The following is an 18589-nucleotide window of genomic DNA, read 5'->3' as shown; positions in this document are numbered from 1 at the left end:
TGGCCCAGTAATGGCCCAGTAATGGCCCGGAGGACCTCAGGGACAACGAAGGCCCAAAGTGGGGCCGATGTGGGGCATGAAAACGCCAGATGGGATCTGCGCTAGCGGGCGGTCAATGAGGGCCATTTTTAAGGCCCGATAGAGGGTCCGTCTTGAGACCTTCATTGACCGGGCGACCGGGGTCAGGCTCAGGGCTCAGCAGGCCACTCCATGACCATCCTCAAGGACCGCATCCGCACCCGCGCCCACCGAGAACTCCTCACCAAAGACCGCAACAACTAGGGGCAGAGAAGAAGATGCGTGGCTGGGGCGCCCACCTCGCGCCAGGGCTCACCCATCAACACGTCAGCTGATGCTGTATTATTCAGCATATGCTGACCATTGCTTCGCGTCTTGACGCCCTGAACCGCATCGGACGGGCCCTGGCTGACCCCACCAGAGCGCGCATCCTGTTGAGCCTGCTGGATGCGCCCTCGTATCCCGCCGAACTCGCCCAGAGTCTGGACCTGACCCGGTCGAACGTGTCGAACCATCTGGCCTGCCTGCGTGATTGCGGCATTGTTGTGGCCGAGATGCAGGGGCGCAAGGTCCGCTACGACATCGCCGATCATCACCTGCGCGACGCTCTCACTTCGCTGGTCGAGGTGACACTGGCCGTGAACGACGCCGCACCCTGTCTCGATCCGGCCTGCAGCAATAGCGCCTGCCAGGAGGTCCGCTGATGTTGGCCACCATGATCCAAGCCGTCGGCCTGTTCGTCGCGACCAACATCGACGACGTCATCGTGTTGTCGCTGTTCTTCGCTCGTGGCGCTGGCCGCGCAGGAACCACGCGACGCATCGTCGTGGGTCAGTACCTGGGATTCCTGGGCATCCTTGGCGCGGCTCTCCTGACTACTTGGGGCGCGAGCCTGGCCCTGCCGGAATCCGCCATCCCCTACTTCGGTCTGGTCCCCCTGCTCTTGGGGCTTCGCGCCGCATGGGAGGCATGGCAGGGCGAGGACGATGACGAGCTCGATGACCGCAAGAAGGTCGCGCCGCTGACCGTCGCGGCTGTGACCTTCGCCAATGGCGGGGACAACATCGGTGTCTACGTCCCCGTCTTCCTCAGTGTCAGTCCAGCCAGCATCCTGACCTACTGCGCAGTCTTCCTGCTGTTCGTCGCAGTCCTCGTGGCCATTGCGAAGTTCGTGGCCACCCGGCCGGGTATCAACGAGGTCCTCGAGAAGTCCGAACACATCCTGTTCCCACTCGTCCTGATCATCTTGGGCGTCGTGATCCTTGTCCAAGGAGGCGCTTTTGGCCTGTGATCTCAGTCGGACGGCGCCCGGACCTGCTCAGTTTTCAGGCGTCGATTCCTGCTCACTTTTCGGCCGTCGTTGACAGCGGATGATCGCGAGGATGACGGGCCCGAGCTGTGAGTGAGAAACGAGAGACCCCCTAGCCACCTGGGCTAGGGGGTCTCTCGTCGTTCACAGATCTAGGAACACGTGGACGCCGCCGTTCTGAGCCTCGCAGAGGGTGTAGTCGTGTTGCGCGTCTCGCTCATAGAGGTCCCAATTGAAGTGCCTGACTGCCTCCTCGGGCCAGTCACGCTGCAACTCCGCAACCTCCTCAGCGAGGTAATCCCGGAACGACTCCCACCAGCCTCGGTAGGCATCCTCGAAGCCCGTGAGGGACGGAGCTCCGTCCTCGTCGAGCACGGCCATGCCGCTGTCGATCCACAATTCGAGCACTTCCTGCGTGTTCTTCATGTTCACGATGACCTCCCGAGCTAGGTGGAGGCCGGGCTGCGGCAGTCCACTCGGGAAAGGACGCTCACGAACAGCCCGACCTCCAGGAGGTCGCTCGGACCCCGGCAGGGGTCTGCCTCACCTACAGCGCCCCTACGGGGCGGCAGGAACATTCATCGGATCAGCGAGACCTCCCATCCTGCGTAGGGATCGGAGGGAGCAAGGGAGCAGGAGGGTGACGAGGTAGGTAGGCGCCGTTTTCTGTGAGGCGCATCACCTTGAGATGCACACAAGTTGGGGCCTTGTTGAGATGTGTGCAGGGATGTGTGCAGTGGTTTTGCCTGGTATCTCAATGAAAACTCGTTAAATGCACACATTGCACACATCTTTCTCACTCATTGCTATAGGGAGAGAACAGCGCCCAAAAATTGCTCTATAGAGGACGTAATGCGTTCAGATGTGTGCATGTGTGCAGGGGCCGAGTTTCGCCTGGCATTCCAACGAAAACTAGTGCACACACACCAATGTGTGCAGATGTGTGCATGTGTGCAGCGATGTGTGCAGCAATGTGTAACCGGCGTCACACAGCGCTGCACACACACCCCACCCGCTTCCCCTACGTGCTCGCCTTCCTGTACGGATGACCTCGCGCCCCGAAGGGGCGCTGACCAGTTTCGCCTCATCGCGCCCGCTAGGGCGCGGTCTGTGTGTGATAGGGGGATCTCACTGCTTCCACACGATCTCAACAGACTCGGGATCGAAGCCCTTCTTGCCCTGCTTCGCACGCCTGAGCCTCACGGTCATGAGCGTGTCAATGACGGCACGTTGCAGGGCCATCGGGGCCTCAAGGAAAGCCGCTGCCGGGTCTGGTGTCCCAAGGATCGGTTGGAGCACCGTTCCGGTGCCAGAGGCGAGACGTTCGGCCTCCAGGCGGGCGATCTCAGCCCGAGCGCCCTTGCGGATTCGTGCGAGATCCTGACCCTCGATGACCTGGGAGTCGTAGTCACGTTCAGCGCGAGCAATGCGGGCGCGCTGCTCCGCGATCCGCTCCGAGAACGCGTCCTTGACCTCAGGATCCGCCTGCTTCCTCCGGCGCCTGAGGTCCTTCCTCCCGAGCCGCTCGACAACAAGAGCCCGAACGAAGTCATCAATCGCGTCCCGGGTTCTGTTGAGGTGCCCTGCCTTGCAGCTGTAGTAGCGAGCACGAGTTCGCACGGGTTCCCCACACATACCACACCTGAAGAGCCCTGCTCCCAGGTGTTTGCGGACGGTGGAGCCCGAGCGGTTCGTCACCCGGGCCGGGTCGTCGAGGAGGTTCTGAACTGTCCACCATTCGTCGGCCTCGACGATGGGCTCCCACTGCCCGAGGACGAGCTCCCAGTGCTCGTCTTTGACGAGGTTATCCCGCAGGGCTTTGCGGCGAGACTCTCCGGCCTCTTGCCGACGAGTGTCCTTCGAGGTGTAGACCGAGTAGCCCGCGTAGCGAGGGTTCCGAAGGATCCCGAGTACGGTCGAGGCGCTCCATGGGCCGTCCTCAGGCACCGGACGGGGGTTCTTCCCCTCGGCCTCACGCCGCGCGTTGCGTTCCAGGACGATCGTCCGGCTGTGCAAGGGCAGGTGGGGCACGCCAGACCCCTCGCCGTCGCCCTGCGCTCCGCTCAGAGCGCGCGCAATGCCTGCGAGGGAGTCTCCCCGGAGGAACGCCGCGAAGATGGCCCTGACAGCCTCCGCCTCGTGCTCGATGAGCTCGCCAGCGGTCGTGTAGCCGAGGGGGCGGACGCCCTTGGGCGGGCGTCCCTGGCGAGCACGCTGGACGTGCGCACGGGACTGCCGAGCTCCCTTGCGCTCGACCTCAGCACGGGCCACGGCTGCCTTGATACGGGCGTACATCCGCCCGCCGTCGGTGCTGAAATCAGCATCACCGTTCGCGGTCACGAGGAGCAGGCCACGGGATTCGGCTCTATCTATCCAGTCTTCGAGTTCCCGAGGCTGGCGAGTGAGCCGATCCAGGTCGTAGCAAACTATGGCGTCAAGGAGACCAGCCTCGTAATCAGAGATCATCCGCAGGTAAGCAGGCCGCTTCTTGGTCTTATCTGAGGCTGATATTGACTGATCGACGTTCGTCTCCACGACCTCCCAGCGGCGGTACTTCGCGAGATTCTCACAGTCTTCCCGCTGTCGCTCGATAGCGAGCCCGTCCATCTCACGGTCGAGAGAGATACGCAGGTAGATAGCGGCGCGGACGGGCGAGGAAGGAGGCTGGTTCATGCCTCCAGTCTACTTCTTAGACGTCAGCCCCGTTCGGAACTCGACCACGTCACCATCGGCCATGACGTAGTCTTTGCCTTCTTGGCGGACTTTGCCGTGGGCGCGGGCTTCGGCCATGGAGCCGAGCTCGTCGAGGTCGGTGAAGCTGACGATCTCGGCTTTGATGAAGCCTTTCTCAAAGTCGGTGTGGATCACGCCAGCAGCTTTAGGGGCGGTGTCGCCTTGGTGGATAGTCCAGGCGCGGGCCTCCTTCGGCCCTGCGGTGAGGTAAGTCTGCAGGCCGAGAGTTTCAAACCCGGCCTTGGCCAAGGTCTGCAAGCCCGGTTCGTCCTGGCCGACGGCGGCGAGAAGCTCAGCGGCTTCGTCCTCGTCGAGTTCAAGCAGCTCGGTTTCGCTTTGGGCGTCGAGGAACACGGCCTTGGCCGGGGCAACTAAGTTGCGTAGCTCGGTTTTGCGGGTGTCGTCGCTTAGCACGGACTCGTCAGAGTTAAATACGTAAAGGAAAGGCTTGGCGGTCATCAGGTGCAGTTCGCGCAGCAAAGCGAGGTCGATCTCCCCGGCTTTCGCCGCGGCGAACAGCGTGCGGTCGGACTCTAAAATTTCCTGGGCTTTCTTGACCTCCGCGACTGTGGCGGCTAGGTCCTTGGCCGTGCGGGCTTCTTTTTCAAGGCGCGGCAGGGCCTTTTCAATCGTCTGCAAATCGGCGAGGATCAGCTCGGTGTTGATCACCGAAATGTCGCTGCCCGGATCCACCTTGCCGTCGACGTGAATGACGTTGTCATCGGAAAAAGCTCGCACGACCTGACAAATTGCGTCGGCTTCGCGGATGTTGGCCAAAAAGGCGTTGCCCATACCTTCACCCTTGGAGGCACCTTTGACAATGCCGGCGATATCCACGAAGGATACGGTGGCTGGCAATATGCGCTCGGAACCGAAAATCTCCGCCAACCGCTTTAGGCGCGGATCCGGCAACTCCACCAGACCCACGTTCGGCTCGATGGTGGCAAAGGGGTAGTTCGCCGCCAGCACGTCATTGCGGGTCAAGGCGTTGAACAGGGTGGACTTGCCAACATTGGGCAAGCCGACGATTCCAAGTGTAAGGCTCACGGGCGCCAATCCTATCTCACACGGCTTCTGGGTCGGGAAAGGCCCGCGGGTGGTCGTCGCAAAGCGAAGCGTCATCGGGCAATATGGGGCGGGTGAGCACTACCACCCAACCCGAGTCCGGGGCGACCGAGCACCGCGACCTTGTCGACCGCGGCGTCGTGGCCAACGCGTGGCTGAAGTCAGCGGCGATGTTTACCCTGCGCCTTTTAGCAGTCGCAGTATTTCTTTTTGCCTTGGCAAAAATCATCGGCACGTTCTGGGCAGGAGTTCTCCCGGTGGTGCTGGCGATCATTGTCAGCACCATCCTTGCCCCCATCGCCACAACTCTGCGGCGCTGGAGGTTTCCTTCGGCGCTCGCCGCAATTTCTTCCTTGCTGGCCTTTTTTGGCATTACCGGGTTTATGGGCTCCCTCATTGCGCCCGACATCGCGGCGCACTCGCAGATCCTCTACTTGCAGGCCCTGGAAGGAATCCAAAGGCTGCAACTGTGGTTGCAGGGCCCACCGCTAAACGTCAACCCGGATGACTTAAACGAAGCGGTCAATGAGATTGCACAGTGGCTGCAAAACCAGGCCGGAGCAATCGCAGGTGGGGTGTTCGCGGGAATCGGCACTGCGGCAGGGGTTGCCGTGACTTTGACCGTGGTGCTCGTTTTGACTTTCTTTTTCCTCAAAGACGGCCACCACTTCCTGCCGTGGCTGCGCTCGGCGACGGGCGGGCGCACCGGCTTACACCTCACCGAGCTTTTTACCCGCGGGTGGAACACCTTGTCGGGTTTCATTCGCGCGCAAGCGATCGTTTCCCTCGTCGATGCCGTCTTTATCGGTGGTGGCCTCGCCCTGCTCGGCGTGCCCATGGCGTTTACGCTGGCCGTAATCACTTTCTTTGCCGGATTCATCCCGATCGTTGGCGCCGTCGTCGCCGGCGCTTTGGCAGTGTTAGTCGCGCTAGTTTCCCTCGGTTTCACTAAGGCCCTGTTTGTTCTCGGTTTGGTGCTTGCCGTCCAGCAGTTGGAGGGCAATGTTTTATCCCCCATCCTGCAGTCGCGGGCGATGAACCTTCACCCGGTGGTCGTGTTGGTTTCCGTCACTGTCGGCGGTGGTCTTTTTGGTCTGGTCGGCGCTTTCTTAGCGGTCCCGGCTGCCGCGATGGTGGCTGTGGTTTACCGTTACCTTTTGGATATGCTTCGCATCCACGCCGGCGAGGTGCGCGCCGCTGAGTTGGAGTTCATCACTCCGGAGGGCAAGGCAATCGCGGAGTTGGAGGAGCGCGAAGCGGTCTACGATAGGCAGCAGTGGCGTGGTGACCGGGAGTGGCAGGCCCCGTCGGTGCCTGCCGATGTACCTGCTGCTCAAGGTGAAGGGGGGTTGTCGATTCCGTGGCGCAAATTGAAGAAGCGTCGCCCGCTACGTTTTACCCTCAAACCCGACAAGGTCGCCAATATGTTCGATAAGAATAGGGGTAACGGGGCGTAGGGCGCGGGGCATGTCCGCGGCGTGTGGCACACTTCGGGCCATGTCGATCGTCGCTGTTCTCGCTGTTTTCATTGGCGGCCTCCTTTTTGGGGCCGTCGCCGCGGTTTTCGTCTTAGGGAGACATTTGAAATCTCAACAACCGCAGACGCAGCAGACGGATATGGTGCCTGTCACCCGCGCGCTAGAGCGCCTAGCGAGCCAACTCAATGACATGGACGAGGACCGTGCAGTGGCCTATTCGGCGCTGGCCAGTCAAGTCCAGGCCATCACGCGGACTTCAACACGGCTTAGCGACCGCACCGACCAACTCATTTCCGCCTTGCGCTCCCCGCAAACACGCGGCCGGTGGGGGGAGATGCAACTCGAGCGCGTCGTCGAACTCGGCGGCATGATGGAGCATTGCGACTTTGATGTTCAATCGAGCGTGCTTGTCGACGACACCCGCGTGCGCCCCGACATGCTTATCCGTCTTTCCCACGGCCGCGTCATCGTCGTCGATGCCAAAACGCCTTTTTCTTCCTACCTCGACGCCCTCAACACCGACGACCCGGAGGAAAAGCAGGCGCACTTGCGCCGCCACGCGCACCTGCTGCGCCAACACGTAGACGCCTTGTCCGCTAAACCTTATATTGAGGCTTTCCAGCCCACACCCGAGTTCGTGGTGATGTTCGTGCCCGCGGATCCCTTCCTTGACGCTTCCCTTGCCATCGACCCCGAGCTTTTGGACTACGCCTTCGACCGCGATGTTGTTATTGCCACCCCCACCTCCTTGTTCGCCCTGTTGCGCACCGTGGCTTTGGGCTGGCGCCACGATGCCATGAACGACAAGGCGAAACAGATCCAACGCCTCGGCACTGAGCTTTACCAACGGTTGGGCACCATGGGCGAGCATTACGCGCGGCTGGGCCAGTCCCTGGAAAAGGCCGTCGACGCTTATAATTCCACCCTCGCCTCATTGGATGCACGCGTTTTAGTCACAGCCCGCAAGCTCGATGAGCTGGGTGCAGCGCCCCGCACTAGGCGCTCCCGTACGGTCCAACCCGAGCAGATTTCGGTGGCGCCGCGCCAGGTGGACACCGTCGGCACAGGCTCAGCAGAACAAGACGCCGTGTTACGGCGTTGGGAATACGAATCCGACGTCTTGAGTGAGTAGACTCTACAGCCGTGTCACACGCGCCTACCCGGAAAACCACTGCCCGGCAGACCACCTTCGTCGGCTTGCCCACAGGCTCCGGCATTGCCGTGATCGCTGCGGCGTTGTTCACGGGAGCCGCGCTGTCGATCTACGACGAAACAATCGGGTGGCCTTTCTTCACCCTGTTTTCTCTGGCCACGATCATCGTCACAGCGTCCGTGAATCCTCGCGGGCTTTACCTCGTGGTCGCCTCCGCACCCATCCTCTACATTCTGGGGCTCTTGGGGGCGGGGTGGTTTACCCCCCGCCCCCAAGGAACCGCTGAATCGGGTGTAGCTTCCCGCGCTGTCCTTTTATCCATCGGCTACCCGGTGGTGGAGTTTTTCCCCGTGCTCGCCGCGGTGACGGTTGGTTCTGTCGCCCTGGCCCTTTTGCGCATCGGTTTGCTTAAGAGACACAACGAGATCGCGCAGCGCAACGCCGCGACGCAACGCGTGCGGCAGGCCGAAAGCAACCGACGCACCACCCACCAAAACAGGCGCGCCCGCGAGCGTTCCACGACTGTGACCGTGCAAGAGTTGCTCCAGCGTCGCGCCCAGTCCGAAGAGCTGCGTCGCCCGGCGCAACCTGAAACCGGGGGTGGTCGGGGCTCGACGAGGACCCGCCGATCCCTCAGCGACGACCTCTACCAAGAATGAGGAAACTAAAAGCGCGTCGATTGAACTCAATTTCAACCCAGCCCTATAGGTGCCGGGCTTTCATGGTCGGCGTTTGGTTTTAGGCGTCTACTGCCGCTGGCGCGCCCTTGCCACGAGTGCGGGCGGAGCGCAAAACGCGCGGTAGCGCGAAGGTAATTGTCTCGGTGGTGGTCGTGATTTCCTCGACGTCGCTGAAGCCGCGTTGCCTTAAAAACTCGACAACTTGCTGCACCAAGATCTCGGGCACAGATGCGCCGGAGGTCAGCCCGACGGTCTTGACTCCTTCAAGCCAGCCCTCCTCAATCTGATGGGCGTAGTCAACCAGATGGCTGTCCTTCGCACCGGCTTCGAGGGCGACTTCGACGAGGCGTTTGGAGTTCGATGAGTTTTGGGAGCCGACCACAATCATCAAATCAACATCGGGCGCGATCGCCTTAACCGCCACTTGGCGGTTTTGGGTGGCGTAGCAGATGTCGTCGCTCGGCGGATTTTCCAGGTTGGGGAAACGCTCGTGCAGACGGTTGACAATCTCCATCGTCTCATCGACCGACAGGGTGGTCTGGGACAGCCACACCAGCTTCTGATTGTCCGGGAAATCGGGCAGCTTGTCTACGCCCTCTAACCCGTCCACCAGGTGCGTGACTTCTGGAGCCTCACCGGAGGTGCCCTCAACTTCCTCATGGCCCTCGTGGCCGACCAGCAAAATTTGGTAGCCGTCGCGGGCGAAACGCTTAGCTTCGTTGTGGACCTTGGTCACCAGCGGACAGGTCGCGTCGAGAGTCTGCAACTTACGCTCATCGGCGGATTCTCGCACGGCAGGGGAAATACCGTGGGCGGAGAATACAAGGTGTGCGCCCTGGGGAACCTCGTCGGTTTCGTCGACGAAGATCACGCCGCGCTCGCGCAGCGTTTCCACCACATATTTGTTGTGCACGATTTCTTTGCGCACGTACACGGGTTTACCGTACTTCTCCAGGGCCTTTTCCACCGTCTCAACGGCACGGTCAACGCCCGCGCAGTATCCGCGCGGCGCAGCGAGAAGAACCTTTTTACCCTGATCTGTCATGGAACCTAGGGTATCCAATCGACGTCTAAAAGGATAGGTGGCGAGACTCGTGTGTAGATTCGCTTCACAAAGGCGCCACCAACACTGGGGCCAGCGCACAATTTTTCATTCCTCCGAGCAGCTCAAGAAAGGGTGAGGACGGCGACGTGACTGAAAGTACAAACCAAGGCAAATCGACGGTTAACACAGCGGATAATCCGTGGGCCGTTGCCGAACTCAATCACAAAGTTAAGGTTTGGATTGAAAAACTTGGGTGGCTTTGGGTCGAAGGTCAGCTCACACAGGTCAACATGAAGCCGACGTGGAAGCTGTCGTATCTGACGCTGCGTGATACCCAACATCAGGCCAGCGTAGAAATCACCGCTAGTACGCAGATGTTGCGTTCTTTGCCCACCCCTGTCAAAGACGGCGACCATGTGGTCATTCACGGCAAGCCAGCTTTCTACGAGGCCCGCGGGAAGTTTTCGATGTGGGTTACCGACATTCGCCATGTTGGTGAAGGCGAACTACTCGCGCGCATTGAGCGGCTGCGCAACCTCCTTGCCTCGGAGGGTTTGTTCGACCCGGCGCGGAAGAAGCCCCTGCCCTACCTTCCGCGCACCGTCGGGCTGATCACTGGCAAGGGCTCCGCCGCTGAACGCGACGTCCTTTCTGTCGCTCAGGGACGCTGGCCTTCGGTACATTTCAAGGTACGCAATACCGCCGTCCAGGGCCCCAACACCGTGCCGGAGGTCATTGCGGCGCTGCAGGAGCTGGACACGGATCCTTCAGTAGACGTGATCATCATTGCCCGTGGTGGCGGCAGCGTCGAGGATCTTTTACCGTTTTCCGAGGAAGCTTTGCAGCGCGCGGTTTCTGCCGCCGCGACACCGATCGTCTCCGCGATTGGCCATGAGCCGGACAACCCCGTGCTAGACAACGTGGCGGATGTGCGGGCCGCCACCCCGACGGACGCCGCGAAGCGTGTGGTGCCCGACGTGGCGCAGGAGTACGCCCTTCTTGCTGAGGCACGCTCGCGGATGAACGCGGCGTTGCGCGGTTGGGTGCAACGTGAGCAGTCCAACGTGCAGTCGGTGCGTTCCCGGCCGGTGTTGGCTAACCCTTTAACCCCAATCGAGCAGCGCCGCGAGGTCATCGAGCGTGGTTTGACCTTGATTCGGCGCGACATTTCCTACTTGCTTAAAGAGGAATCGTCGGCTGTTGCAAGCCTGCGCGCCCAGGTCTGCGCCCTTGGCCCTTCTGCCACGCTGGCCCGCGGCTACGCCGTAGTCCAGGTTCTGCCCCGCGACGGCAGCGAGTATGAGGTAGTGACGAGTATCGGACAGTCCCCGCCTGGCTCGCAGTTGCGCATCCGCGTCGGCGACGGCTCGATTAGCGCCGCCTCTATGGGCACTACCCCCGCCAATTAGCGAATCATCTTCCACACAAAGGACAAACTCAATGACCGATCACACCTTCGGCTCCGGTCGGCAGGGCAACAACGCCCTGCCGGATCCTTCAACTTTGAGCTATGAGCAGGCACGCGACGAACTCGTCGAAACCGTCAAGATCCTCGAGCTCGGACAGATGAGCCTTGACGAGTCTTTGCACTATTGGGAGCGCGGCGAGGCGTTGGCGAAGCGCTGCGAGGTGCTTCTCGACGGCGCCGCCAAACGTGTCGAGGAAGCCATCGGCCGCGCCGCAGATAGCGACGCAGGTTCAGCCGATTAATCCTTCGGCAGGACTTTTGCGTCTTTAGTTGCAGCGACGACTTCGAGGAAATCCTCGTCCGTTCCGGCCCCAGTGACGAGGATGCGCGCATCGCCGAGGTCGGCGGCCCACATGTCGCGCACGTCCGTGTCCTGCGAGGTGTAAACCTGCACGGAAAGTCCTTCGACGTCGACGGTGCGGGTGAGTTCGCGGGGGTGGTGGTCGGCGCTGGCGGTGGCGTCGGCAAGCGCGGCCCCCGTCTGCGTGAGCTGGATGTAGCCCTTCTTTGGCGTGACCCAACCGATGACAGGGGCAGGCGCGTTGTCAATCATCGAACGCCGCGCAGAGTTCGTTGTCCAGCCCTGTGGCATCTCCGGGTAGCGAACCGGGTAGTTGACGCCGCGCGCCTCAAGCCCCAGGAAGGATTCGGCGTCGACCTTTTGCACCGGCCCTTGCTCGGGAGCGCCCGGATTAAACGAGCACATTCCGGTGAAACCGACGACGACAAGCATGATGGCGACAATCAGCACGACATTGATCAGCATGTCTCGGCCGTCTTGGAAGATGCGGGGTTTGTTATCGGCAGCCACGACCCTAAGTATGGCACGGACGCGCCATTTCTCCGCCTCGCACCCCTTCACCCCCGATAGTGTGTGGCTAAGGCCCGCGATCGGGCACAAAAGTGGAACAATAATCGCACAAGGCCCTAGCCGCGTGGCACCCCCGTGCTGTGCGGGCCGGGACCAAGCTACAACCAAACACAATTTACACAGCTCAGGAGGCTGCCTTCATGGCGGAGATGTCTAAGGAGTACCCGGATCGAAACCTTGCGCTCGAACTCGTGCGCGTGACCGAGGCGGCGGCGCTAGCTTCCGGCCGCTGGGTGGGCCGCGGAATGAAAAACGAGGGCGACGGCGCCGCTGTCGACGCGATGCGCAAGATGATCAACTCCGTCAGCATGGACGGCATCATCGTCATCGGTGAGGGCGAAAAGGACGAAGCCCCCATGCTCTACAACGGTGAGCACGTAGGCAACGGGCAAGGCGCGGCCGTCGACATCGCTGTCGACCCCGTAGACGGCACCACCTTGATGGCAGAGGGCCGCCCGAACGCGATCGCAGTGATCGCCGCCGCCGACCGCGGCACGATGTTCAACCCGAAGGACGCCTTCTACATGAATAAGATCGCCGTCGGCCCCGAAGCCGCTGGCCGTATCGACATCAGCGCATCCGTCGCAGACAACATTAAAGCCGTGGCTGACGCCAAAGGTATCAAGGTTTCTGATGTGACCGTGGTTGTCCTCGACCGTCCCCGGCACGTGGATCTGGTCAAGCAGATCCGTGAGGCGGGTGCGAAGGTGCGATTCATTTCCGACGGTGACGTCGCAGGTGCGATTGCTGCCGCCCAGGACACCAACTCAATCGACATCGCCATGGGCATCGGCGGTACCCCCGAAGGTGTCATTACCGCCTGCGCACTGAAGTGCCTCGGCGGTGAAATTCAAGGCCAGCTCGCTCCACAAAGTGAACAGGAGCGCGCGGCGGTAGAGGCCGCCGGACATGACATCGACCGCGTCCTTGGCATGGATGACCTCGTCGCGTCCGACAACTGTTACTTTGCGGCCACGGGTGTAACTAATGGCGATCTGTTGCGCGGGGTGTCCTACCGCAAAAACGGCGCGACCACGCGCTCCCTAGTGATGCGTGGCCGCTCCGGCACTGTCCGCTACGTGGAGTCAATTCATCAGTTGTCGAAGCTGCAGGAGTACTCGGTCGTCGATTATTCAGACCCAACCGAGTAAGCCCTAAGACCGCAGTTTTTCCGGCCCATCGTTGCTAAAGCGTGTGGGAAAATAGGCATAATCAGTAAATATCAGTTCCTCTAACTCGACAAGTAAGGATGTTTGTACATGGCTGAACAGGAATACCGCATCGAGCACGACACCATGGGTGAAGTGAAAGTGCCGGTAGATGCGCTGTGGCGCGCTCAGACCCAGCGTGCGGTGGAGAACTTCCCCATTTCTTTCCGCCCCCTGGAGTCCCAGCAGATTCGCGCCTTGGGTCTGCTCAAGGCAGCCTGCGCCCAGACCAACAAGGATCTCGGCGCTCTTGATGCAACGAAGGCGGACGCCATTATCTCCGCGGCGCAGGAGATCGCCGACGGCAAGCACGACGACCAGTTCCCGATCGACGTGTTCCAAACCGGCTCCGGCACTTCCTCCAATATGAATACGAACGAGGTCATCGCCTCGATTGCGAAGCGCAACGGCGTGGAGGTCCACCCCAACGACGATGTAAATATGGGACAGTCGTCCAACGATACTTTTCCGACGGCCACCCACGTCGCCGCCACCGAGGCCGCTGTCAACGACCTCATCCCGGGCCTAAAGGTTCTCCACGAATCTTTGGACAAGAAAGCCAAAGAGTGGCACAACGTGGTCAAGTCTGGCCGCACCCACCTGATGGACGCCACCCCCGTCACCCTCGGCCAGGAGTTTTCCGGCTACGCCCGCCAAATCGAGCTGGGTATCCAGCGCGTCGAGGCTACCCTGCCGCGCCTGGGCGAACTGCCAATCGGCGGCACTGCCGTGGGCACCGGCATCAACACCCCGGCCGAGTTCGGCGGCAAGGTCACCGAGGAACTGATCAAACTCACCGGCATCAAAGAGCTGTCCGAGGCGAAGAACCACTTCGAGGCTCAAGCCAACCGTGACGCTTTGGTCGAGTTCTCCGGCGCGATGCGCACGATCGCTGTGTCGCTGTACAAGATCGCCAACGACATCCGACTGATGGGCTCTGGCCCGCTGGCCGGCTTCGCCGAGATTCACCTGCCGGACCTGCAGCCGGGTTCCTCCATCATGCCGGGCAAAGTCAACCCGGTTTTGTGCGAGACCGCCACCCAAGTCTCCGCCCAGGTCATCGGCAATGACGCCGCCGTCGCCTTCGGCGGCTCGCAAGGCCAGTTCGAGCTCAACGTGTTCATCCCAATGATGGCGCGCAACGTGCTTGAGTCCGCCCGCCTGCTCGCCAACACTGCCCGCCAGTTCGCCACGAAACTTGTCGACGGCATCGAGCCCAACGTCGAGCGCATGAAGGAGCTGGCCGAGTCCTCCCCGTCCATTGTGACCCCGCTGAACTCCGCGATCGGCTACGAGGCGGCCGCCAAAGTTGCAAAGACCGCTTTGGCCGAGGGCAAGACAATCCGCCAGGCTGTCATCGACCTGGGCTTCGTCGATGGCGACAAGCTCACCGAGGAGGAGCTGGACCGCCGCCTCGACGTGCTGAGCATGGCCAACACCAACCGCAACTAACACCAACGGTTAGGATTTACCCCCAGCACCGACTGGGGGTATTTTCATGTCCGATTCTTTCTCGCAATTTCGTCCCGAGCGATCCACTGAACGCAAATGGGTCGCCGTAGCTGCTGGTTTTCTCAGTCTCGCGGTTGTGGCGGCGGCGGCCGCCGCGATCTGGGCCGTGACCCGCCCCGCCGAGGAACGCCGCGCGCTTCCACAGACCGTCACGGTTACCGCCCAGCCATCTCAGGCGGGACAACCTATCTCCCCCGAGGGCACCATCGAACCCGGCACCTACACCGGGTGGATGACGGCGCGTTCACAGAAAGGAGAATCCGGCTGGAGGGTCGCCTTGACCATCACGCATGACAGCGCCATGCTTGCCTTCCTCAACGATCGCTGCACCACATTGCTTACCCCCTCCGACGAGGACACCTGGGAAACAAAGACGCTGAATAAATTCTGCGGCCCGGTCGACGGCGCGTGGGAATTGACCCAACCTGAACCGGGTGTGGTGGAAGCGGAGCTGGTGTCCAGCGCTAACCAAAGGGTCCAGGGTGTTCTCTCCCGCGAATTGAACACGCAGTAAACTTCGTCACGCTAATCTGTTGCATTGCTGCACTGAGTGTAAAATCGCACCCCATGCAAGAAAACAATGAAGGGCTTCGGGAGCGCAAAAGGCGTGACACACGCGAGCGCATCGTCGATGCGGCGATGCGCCTGGTCCACGAGCGCGGCTTCGACGCCGTAACCGTCGAGAACATTTGTGCTGCTGCTGACATCTCGCGCCGCACCTTCTTCAATTACATGGACTCCAAAGACGAAGCAATCCTGGGTCCGCTTCCCTACCAGATCTCCGATAAAACCATCGAGACGATCGCCACAACGCCGTCCGACAACCTGCTGGATCTTATCTTTACCCACATCGAGATCAGGCCGGACGTTTTGTCACGCACCCAACTGGCACGCCGCAGAGAAATCCTGGCGGACAACCCTTCCCTAGCTGGAGCGGCCTATGTCCGCAAAGCGGAGCTTTTATCCCGGCTCACACAGGCAGTGGCCAGCCACTTCGAGGCCTTCCCGCAGGACCGCAAACTTGAAAATGCCCCAGTGAGCATCGAGGTCAACGCCATCGTCAACCTTTTTTATGTCGCGGTCGCCACCTATTTATCCAACCCTGATTTTCCCGCCTCTGAACCACCCGGCCCCGCAGCCTTACGCCTCGCTGCCCGCTTTCACACCGACCTCGCAAAGGAGATGACATGGTGACCACCTCTCCGCCGGCGCCAGGAGAGATCGACCAGCACGCAGCCAAAAAGACAGCACCGCGCATCGGGTTGATCTTCACCGCCTTGATGACAACGATGCTCATGAGCTCTTTGGGGCAGATGATCTTCGCCACAGCACTTCCAACCATTGTTGGCGATCTTGGTGGCGTCGACCACATGAGCTGGGTGATCTCCTCCTTCCTGGTGACCATGACAATCGCCATGCCGCTCTTTGGCAAGCTTGGCGACGGCCTCGGGCGCAAATGGCTCTACATCGCCGGCATCGTGTTTTTCCTCGTCGGTTCCGCCCTCGGCGGCTTCGCCGCCACGATGGAAACACTCATCGTCGGGCGCGCCATCCAAGGCTTCGGGGCCGGCGGAATGATGGTCACTTCCCAAGCAATCATTGCCGAGGTCGTGCCCGCCCGAAAGCGCGGTAAATACATGGGTGCGATGGGCGCTGTCTTTGGTGTCTCCTCCGTCCTCGGCCCCGTTTTGGGCGGCTGGTTCACCGACGGCCCCGGCTGGCGATGGGGTCTGTGGATGAATATTCCGCTGGCCCTCATCGCTATCGGTATCTCTGCCGCAGTTTTGAATGTACGCGTCGGCTCCCGCCACGGCCTCAACTTCGACTGGCTAGGCACCCTCCTGCTGGTGGTGGCCACCACCAGTTTGATCCTCACCACAACGTGGGGAGGCACCCAATACGACTGGGGCTCGACCATCATCACCGGCCTCGTGATGACCTCGCTCGTGTCCTGGTTGCTTTTTATCGTCCAGGAACTCAACACCCGCAACCCGCTGATTCCAATGCACCTGTTTCGCAACCGCAACATGGTCCTAAGCACCCTGGCGGGCCTCGTTCTCGGCATCACCATGATGGGTGTTGTCGGCTACCTGCCGACCTACCTCCAAATGGTTCACCGTCTCACCCCGACCGGGGCCGGATTGATGATGCTTCCTATGGTGCTCGGCATGCTGGGCACCGGCATCGGCATTGGCTTTTTAATCTCGCGCAGCGGGCGCTACAAGCTCTACCCCATTGTCGGCATGGGAGTTACCGCCGTCGCACTGTGGCTGTTTTCCCACCTCGAGGTCACCACGTCCTTGACCACCCTGGGCGGATACATGTTTGTTTTCGGTTTCGGTCTTGGGCTTGTGATGCAGGTCTTGGTCCTCATTGTCCAAAACTCTTTCCCTATGCGCATAGTCGGTACCGCCACCGCGACGAACAATTTCTTCCGCCAGATCGGTGGCGCCGTCGGCGCCTCGCTCGTCGGCTCACTGTTCATCCACAATATGTCCACCAATCTGGACAACCGCCTGCCCGCTGCTCTCAAAGCCATGGGCGATGACGCCGCCCCTTACGAAGCAGCGTTTTCTTCTGGCGCGGCCCGTCAGTCTCTCACACCGCAGATAGTCAATCAGTTGCCGGCAGCGCTTCGCGACGCCATCCTGTCGAGCTACAACGACGGCCTGACCCCCGTTTTCCTCCTCATGCTGCCGTTGGCGATGACAGCTTTGATCCTCCTTTTGCCGATCCGCGAGGAAGCCTTGGCCGAGGCCATCTCCTAATGCCTGGGGAAGCTCAAAGCGCAGGCTCACCGCTTTGTTGTGCAGCCTGTTGAGCGCGTTGCGCCTTTTCATCCGGCTTAGGCAACAAAAGCTCGTAAATGTCGGTATCGCGCCAGACACCTTCCATGTCGCCGTAGGTCATCTTCGCCATGTCGTGGAAAGTGCCTACCTTCTTGAAACCACGTGACTCGTGCAGGCCAGCGGAACCTTCGTTCTCCGGGAAGATCCAGGAATGGATCGCCCACTTATCCAAGGCAATGCACGTCTCGATCAGCTTGTCCAACAGCGCACCGGAGACACCGCGACCGCGGGCATCCGGGTGGGTGTAGATCGAATCTTCGACAACGCCGTGAAAAACGGTGCGCGATGACGCCTTTGCGGCAGCGACCCAGCCTAATATCTTGGACGCGTCCGTATCGTCAACGGCGACGAAAACCGTCTCCATGATTTTCTTCGCACTAAACTCGCCCCAAGTCGGGCCACTCGTTTCGTAGGATGCGTGGCCTGAATCGAGACCCATTTCGTAGATAGCCCGGACCTGGGGATAGTCAACGGGGTGGATCGGACGGATGTGAAAACCGTTCAAAGGCATAGCGCCCATTTTTCACACGTTTTTGGGGGCGCGCAACCTTGTCCTTGACCATTGCGACCCCCATTATCCCTTTACAGTCGGGCTGGTGTTGCTACATCACCTCAACGGTCGGGCCGAAGGTGCCGTCCTCGCCCTCAGCCCAGGTGATTGTGCCGTGCTCAAACTCTTGGGTCCAACCGTTGCCCTCGGCCAGAGCCTGCTCCGGTGCCGTCGGGAAGCCGAGCGTGTTGTCCGAACGCAAGTTGCCCAGCCACTCCTTGGAGATCTGGCCCCACGTCGGAGCGCCGCCGGTGCTCTCATTCCAAGCGACGTAATGTTCGTCATCGTATGACACGATCCACCCATTGTCGGTCTGCTCGATAGACGCTGGCATGCCCCAGTCGGCACCATACTCATCCATCGCGCCCTTTACACCTTGCGGAACCAAGGTGGTTTGACCGTCAGCGGTGGCGACCTCCACGGTTTCGCCTTCGGCGGCCTCGGTTTTCGTGGAGGTAGTCACGGAAGTAACGGACTCGGAGGAAGTCTCGGCAGCAGTCGAGCCCTCGGTAGCGGTCTGTTCGACCGTGGAGGTAGCGGTGGCAGAAGCGTTCTTATCCTCGTCTTCCTGGGAGCAGGCGACAAGGCCGCCGGTCAGGACGAGAGCAGATGCTACGGCGGCTGCCTTCTGTGTGAAGTTCACGTTTTAA

Annotated in this window: 19 protein-coding genes; 12 read left to right on the top strand and 7 right to left on the bottom strand. The window is 60.9% G+C overall.

Annotated features, from left to right (window positions below; translation table 11 throughout):
• Positions 1-371: 371 nt before the first annotated feature.
• Both cmtR and VLL26_RS01905 read left to right on the top strand, forming a co-directional pair.
• Positions 372-722 carry a Cd(II)/Pb(II)-sensing metalloregulatory transcriptional regulator CmtR gene (gene cmtR / locus VLL26_RS01910; protein WP_175954882.1) on the top strand — a complete coding sequence of 117 codons (351 nt, stop codon included), beginning with the start codon at positions 372-374 and terminating at the stop codon, positions 720-722.
• Positions 722-1309 carry a cadmium resistance transporter gene (locus VLL26_RS01905; RefSeq protein ID WP_425292281.1) on the top strand — a complete coding sequence of 196 codons (588 nt, stop codon included), beginning with the start codon at positions 722-724 and terminating at the stop codon, positions 1307-1309. Before cmtR ends, VLL26_RS01905 begins: the two co-directional genes overlap by 1 nt.
• Positions 1310-1471: 162 nt before the next feature.
• On the opposite strand, the gene VLL26_RS01900 is transcribed toward VLL26_RS01905, so the two are convergent.
• From VLL26_RS01900 to ychF, 3 genes are all read right to left on the bottom strand, one after another.
• Entirely contained in the window at positions 1472-1759 is a 288-nt protein-coding gene (locus VLL26_RS01900; RefSeq protein ID WP_342319449.1) for a hypothetical protein, read from the bottom strand.
• A 696-nt stretch (positions 1760-2455) separates the two neighbouring features.
• On the bottom strand, positions 2456-4000 hold the full coding sequence (locus tag VLL26_RS01895) for a recombinase family protein (RefSeq protein ID WP_342319448.1): 1545 nt from the start codon (positions 3998-4000) through the stop codon (positions 2456-2458).
• 9 nt (positions 4001-4009) lie between these two features.
• A complete protein-coding gene (ychF, locus tag VLL26_RS01890) occupies positions 4010-5107 on the bottom strand; it encodes a redox-regulated ATPase YchF (protein ID WP_342319447.1) in 1098 nt (365 codons plus the stop codon).
• A gap of 83 nt (positions 5108-5190) precedes the next feature.
• On the opposite strand from ychF, the gene VLL26_RS01885 reads away from it, so the two are divergent.
• Genes VLL26_RS01885 through VLL26_RS01875 form a run of 3 tightly spaced genes read left to right on the top strand, consistent with a single transcriptional unit; the run spans position 5191 to position 8415 of the window.
• Positions 5191-6582 (top strand): AI-2E family transporter, encoded by a 1392-nt coding sequence (locus VLL26_RS01885; RefSeq protein WP_425292280.1) that lies wholly within the window; start codon positions 5191-5193, stop codon positions 6580-6582.
• A gap of 40 nt (positions 6583-6622) precedes the next feature.
• Positions 6623-7735 carry a DNA recombination protein RmuC gene (locus tag VLL26_RS01880; RefSeq protein WP_342319445.1) on the top strand — a complete coding sequence of 371 codons (1113 nt, stop codon included), beginning with the start codon at positions 6623-6625 and terminating at the stop codon, positions 7733-7735.
• An 11-nt stretch (positions 7736-7746) separates the two neighbouring features.
• The gene (locus VLL26_RS01875) at positions 7747-8415 is read left to right on the top strand and encodes a DUF6542 domain-containing protein (RefSeq protein ID WP_342319444.1); all 669 of its coding nucleotides are present in this window, start codon (positions 7747-7749) and stop codon (positions 8413-8415) included.
• 79 nt (positions 8416-8494) lie between these two features.
• Here VLL26_RS01875 and VLL26_RS01870 read toward each other — a convergent pair whose 3' ends face one another.
• Positions 8495-9481, bottom strand: a complete 987-nt coding sequence (locus tag VLL26_RS01870; protein WP_342319443.1) for a 4-hydroxy-3-methylbut-2-enyl diphosphate reductase — start codon at positions 9479-9481, stop codon at positions 8495-8497.
• 146 nt (positions 9482-9627) lie between these two features.
• Here VLL26_RS01870 and xseA point away from each other — a divergent pair, with 146 nt between their 5' ends.
• Together xseA and VLL26_RS01860 are read left to right on the top strand one after the other, a co-directional pair.
• Complete coding sequence (gene xseA, locus VLL26_RS01865; RefSeq protein WP_342319442.1) at positions 9628-10890, top strand: exodeoxyribonuclease VII large subunit; 1263 nt, start codon at positions 9628-9630, stop codon at positions 10888-10890.
• A 31-nt stretch (positions 10891-10921) separates the two neighbouring features.
• Positions 10922-11191, top strand: coding sequence for an exodeoxyribonuclease VII small subunit (locus VLL26_RS01860; RefSeq protein WP_342319441.1), 270 nt, complete (start codon positions 10922-10924; stop codon positions 11189-11191).
• Here VLL26_RS01860 and VLL26_RS01855 read toward each other — a convergent pair.
• The gene (locus VLL26_RS01855; RefSeq protein WP_342319440.1) at positions 11188-11760 is read right to left on the bottom strand and encodes a DUF4245 domain-containing protein; all 573 of its coding nucleotides are present in this window, start codon (positions 11758-11760) and stop codon (positions 11188-11190) included. The two genes, VLL26_RS01860 and VLL26_RS01855, sit on opposite strands and share 4 nt — an antisense overlap.
• Before the next feature lie 200 nt (positions 11761-11960).
• On the opposite strand from VLL26_RS01855, the gene glpX reads away from it, so the two are divergent.
• From glpX to VLL26_RS01830, 5 genes are all read left to right on the top strand, one after another.
• Positions 11961-12971, top strand: coding sequence for a class II fructose-bisphosphatase (gene glpX / locus VLL26_RS01850; protein WP_342319439.1), 1011 nt, complete (start codon positions 11961-11963; stop codon positions 12969-12971).
• Positions 12972-13079: 108 nt separating this feature from the next.
• On the top strand, positions 13080-14480 hold the full coding sequence (locus tag VLL26_RS01845; protein WP_342319438.1) for a class II fumarate hydratase: 1401 nt from the start codon (positions 13080-13082) through the stop codon (positions 14478-14480).
• Between the two features lie 46 nt (positions 14481-14526).
• Complete coding sequence (locus VLL26_RS01840; protein ID WP_342319437.1) at positions 14527-15054, top strand: hypothetical protein; 528 nt, start codon at positions 14527-14529, stop codon at positions 15052-15054.
• Between the two features lie 53 nt (positions 15055-15107).
• Entirely contained in the window at positions 15108-15734 is a 627-nt protein-coding gene (locus tag VLL26_RS01835; RefSeq protein WP_342319436.1) for a TetR/AcrR family transcriptional regulator, read from the top strand.
• Complete coding sequence (locus VLL26_RS01830) at positions 15728-17308, top strand: MDR family MFS transporter (protein WP_342319435.1); 1581 nt, start codon at positions 15728-15730, stop codon at positions 17306-17308. Before VLL26_RS01835 ends, VLL26_RS01830 begins: the two co-directional genes overlap by 7 nt.
• A 13-nt stretch (positions 17309-17321) precedes the next feature.
• Here VLL26_RS01830 and VLL26_RS01825 read toward each other — a convergent pair whose 3' ends face one another.
• Both VLL26_RS01825 and VLL26_RS01820 read right to left on the bottom strand, forming a co-directional pair.
• A complete protein-coding gene (locus VLL26_RS01825; RefSeq protein WP_342319434.1) occupies positions 17322-17900 on the bottom strand; it encodes a GNAT family N-acetyltransferase in 579 nt (192 codons plus the stop codon).
• A 91-nt stretch (positions 17901-17991) separates the two neighbouring features.
• On the bottom strand, positions 17992-18582 hold the full coding sequence (locus VLL26_RS01820; RefSeq protein ID WP_342319433.1) for an LGFP repeat-containing protein: 591 nt from the start codon (positions 18580-18582) through the stop codon (positions 17992-17994).
• Between the last annotated feature and the right edge of the window lie 7 nt (positions 18583-18589).

This window comes from Corynebacterium sp. BD556, assembly GCF_038452275.1.
Lineage (GTDB): Bacteria > Actinomycetota > Actinomycetes > Mycobacteriales > Mycobacteriaceae > Corynebacterium > Corynebacterium mayonis.
This window is presented reverse-complemented; position numbering and strand designations above follow the sequence as displayed.